Genomic DNA, 2,686 nt, shown 5'->3' with positions numbered 1-2,686 from the left:
GTAAGCGTTCATTCCAAGACGTAGTTGACCTACTTCACGTCCCGGAGAGGTCTCAATAACTCCGGCGAGACCTTGTACTGCTTCCTGCCATCCTCATCCAGCACGATCACGCTCTTGCGGTTGATCTTGGTGACAATCCCCAGCACGGGGCCTTCCCGGCTCTCGAAGGTCACTTTCAGGCCCACCCGCAACTGGCTCAGCGCCTGGAGGTTCTCCCGGTCACGCAGTTCATCAATTCGCCGGCAGATGTATTGATTCAGTTCCAGCAACTGGTCGATGCTCATGTCGTCAATGCGCATGAACGGTGGCCTCCGGCTGTTTGTTCTGTCGGTCAGGATGGCGTGGATCGATCAGCGCCCGTAGCGGATTCTCGGCGAACCGGGTTTTCCAGAGACGAGGCGTCAGGTCGCTGACGTCACTGGCCGGATGCTGGCTGATGCGTTGCAGCACGTCCACCAGGTAAGTGTAGGGGGTAATATTGTGCAGCTTGCAGGTGCTGATCAGACTCTGGATGATGCCCAGGTGTTCCGCCCCCAATTCAGTCCAGCAGAACATCCAGTTTTTCTTGCCCATGGGAATGGGGCGTAGTGCCCGCTCGAGGTGGTTGGTGTCTGGCTGCACGTCTGGGTTTTCCAGGAATACGCTCAGGCTGGCTTCCCGGCTGAGCACGTAGTTCAGAGCTTTGGTCAGTGGATCGCTCGGCACCAGGCCGCCTGACGCCAACTGATCCCGGCACCACTGGAAGAAGCCGCTAACGACCGGTTTCGAGTGTTCCAACCGGTACTGACGTTTCTTCTCGCCAGTCAGCCCGTGGGTTCTGATGGTTTCTTCATTCCGGTACAGCGCTGCGATTCGTTGCAGGGCCTCGGTGACGGTTTCCGGGTGATCCTTCTGCGCCTCGATAAAATAACGGCGGCTATGCACCCAGCACTGGGCGTGGGTGACGTTCTCTTGGGCAGCAGCGTAGCGGGCATAGGCCGCGTAGCCGTCACTGATCAGCGTGCCGTTGAACGATTCGCTGAGGATGGCTTCGATGTGGGCACGCCCACGGCTGTTCGAGTAGGTGAACACCACCTCGTCGGCATCGCCGTATAACGGCCAGAACCAGCCGGATTTCAACTTGCCTTTTTGCGGGCCCGCCCGACCCTGGTGACCGGCCTTGATCGGCGTTTCATCCATGGCCAGCACCCGACTGCGCAGCACGTTGTCGGTCTGGGCATCCACAATGGGCCGAAGCAGGTCGATCACGCGCTTGACCAGATTGGTCAGGGTGCTGCGGCTGATTGTGATACCGGCTTGCTGGATGCGCTGGTGCTGACGGTACAGCGGCAGGTGGAACTGGAACTTGTCCACCAGCAACCCGGCCAGCAGACTGACATCGGCCAGGCTGTTGTCCAGCACGTTGAACGGGGCCGGCGTGGTGATGGGCTTGTCACTCCCCTTGCGCCGGAACACCGGGCGCTCCACCTTCAGCACCACGTAACTGGAGGCCCGCTGGGCCAGCCGGTAGGTGGTCTTACTGCCGATTACTTCGTACTGATCGGCCTCCGGCCCTGTCAGCTCTGGCGGCAGATACTCTATGACTTCCACCGGCACATCAGAGGTAAAGCGCAGACCGGTGTCGTTCAGGCAGCCATCGTCGCGCTGCTTCTTGCCGGTGCCACGCTGATAGGCCTTGATGGGGCGTTCTTCTTCGTCAGCAGGCGGCGCCGGTAGCGGCGCTTCCTCTGGCTGGAACAAGCTGTCCTGCCCGGGAAGATCGAACACCTGCTTCTCGGATTTGGGACCGAACAGCTGCTTTTTGAACCAGTCCAGTTGATGCGTCAGCTGACGAATCGCTTCTGCCTGGGCTCCCAACTGCTCCCGCAACACGGCATTCTCCTCGGCCAGAGCCGAGTAGGAAGGTGCATTGGAAGAAGGAGCGGAAGCGGTTGAATTCATGGCCGATATTATATCGAAAGTCGGCCTTCTATACCCCTCGAAAACGCTTGAACTGGCGATATTTCTGCACCTCGATGCCATCGATCAGCAGTTGCAGATCCGTCAGGGTCAGGGCTCGCTGCCCGGAGGCGGATAACGGCACCCGGAACTGGCCCTGCTCCAGGCGCTTGGCCCACAGGCAATAACCGGTGGCGGTGAAGTACAGCATCTTCATCTGGGTCTTGCGACGATTGACGAAGACGAAATACTGGCCACTGAGCGGGTCGTGCTTCAACTGATTCCGAACCAGGGCGCTCAGGCCCCGGAAGGATTTGCGCATGTCTGTGGGTTCGGTACATAGCCAGATGCGCGCCTGGCTATCGAGCCCGATCATCCGTTCTGGCTCAGCCGTAGCTCGACGCCGTTACCCAGGCTGAGCACAATATTCCAGCCTAAGCCGGATGATGGCGACGTGCCCATCAGTGACGACAAATCGAGAAAGCTGGCTTCTCCAGAGTCTGTCGAATTATCGGTCGGCTGATCGGACAGGCGCTTTCGCCAGTTGCAGAAGCTGGAATAGCCAATGTTCTCTTGTTTACAAAACTGCGAAGCTGACAGACCACTGTCACGATGCTGGTCAACCAGGGCCTGCCACTGTTCCGGGGTGCGGTGCTTTCTCATGGGGGTAACCTCGTGTGGGCAAATGTGAGGTTACTGTAGGGCGAATGTCAGCCGGGCGGCAGGACGTCTTAGAATGAACGCTTAC

Annotated in this window: 4 protein-coding genes; all 4 read right to left on the bottom strand. The window is 59.0% G+C overall.

What is annotated here, in order from left to right:
* Positions 1 to 29 precede the first annotated feature (29 nt).
* From ACT3R7_RS20545 to tnpA, 4 genes are read right to left on the bottom strand one after another with little or no spacing between them, the layout of a single operon-like run.
* Positions 30 to 299 carry a hypothetical protein gene (locus tag ACT3R7_RS20545; protein WP_022519664.1) on the bottom strand — a complete coding sequence of 90 codons (270 nt, stop codon included), beginning with the start codon at positions 297 to 299 and terminating at the stop codon, positions 30 to 32.
* Entirely contained in the window at positions 289 to 1,941 is a 1,653-nt protein-coding gene (tnpC, locus tag ACT3R7_RS20540; RefSeq protein ID WP_022519765.1) for an IS66 family transposase, read from the bottom strand. Before tnpC ends, ACT3R7_RS20545 begins: the two co-directional genes overlap by 11 nt.
* Positions 1,942 to 1,969: 28 nt before the next feature.
* Entirely contained in the window at positions 1,970 to 2,314 is a 345-nt protein-coding gene (tnpB, locus tag ACT3R7_RS20535) for an IS66 family insertion sequence element accessory protein TnpB (RefSeq protein WP_016915087.1), read from the bottom strand.
* Positions 2,311 to 2,601 carry an IS66 family insertion sequence element accessory protein TnpA gene (gene tnpA, locus ACT3R7_RS20530; protein ID WP_022519766.1) on the bottom strand — a complete coding sequence of 97 codons (291 nt, stop codon included), beginning with the start codon at positions 2,599 to 2,601 and terminating at the stop codon, positions 2,311 to 2,313. The genes tnpB and tnpA overlap by 4 nt, the downstream gene beginning before the upstream one ends.
* Between the last annotated feature and the right edge of the window lie 85 nt (positions 2,602 to 2,686).

Source organism: Halomonas sp. AOP43-A1-21 (assembly GCF_052376775.1).
Lineage (GTDB): Bacteria > Pseudomonadota > Gammaproteobacteria > Pseudomonadales > Halomonadaceae > Vreelandella > Vreelandella colorata.
Note: the sequence above shows the minus strand (reverse complement) of the source record. Positions and strands in the feature narration are given on the sequence as shown.

Coding starts and splice junctions, on each gene's coding strand:
- ACT3R7_RS20545 (WP_022519664.1), bottom strand. CDS start 299: ATGCGCATTGACGACATGAGCATCGACCAGTTGCTGGAACTGAATCAA.
- tnpC (WP_022519765.1), bottom strand. CDS start 1,941: ATGAATTCAACCGCTTCCGCTCCTTCTTCCAATGCACCTTCCTACTCG.
- tnpB (WP_016915087.1), bottom strand. CDS start 2,314: ATGATCGGGCTCGATAGCCAGGCGCGCATCTGGCTATGTACCGAACCC.
- tnpA (WP_022519766.1), bottom strand. CDS start 2,601: ATGAGAAAGCACCGCACCCCGGAACAGTGGCAGGCCCTGGTTGACCAG.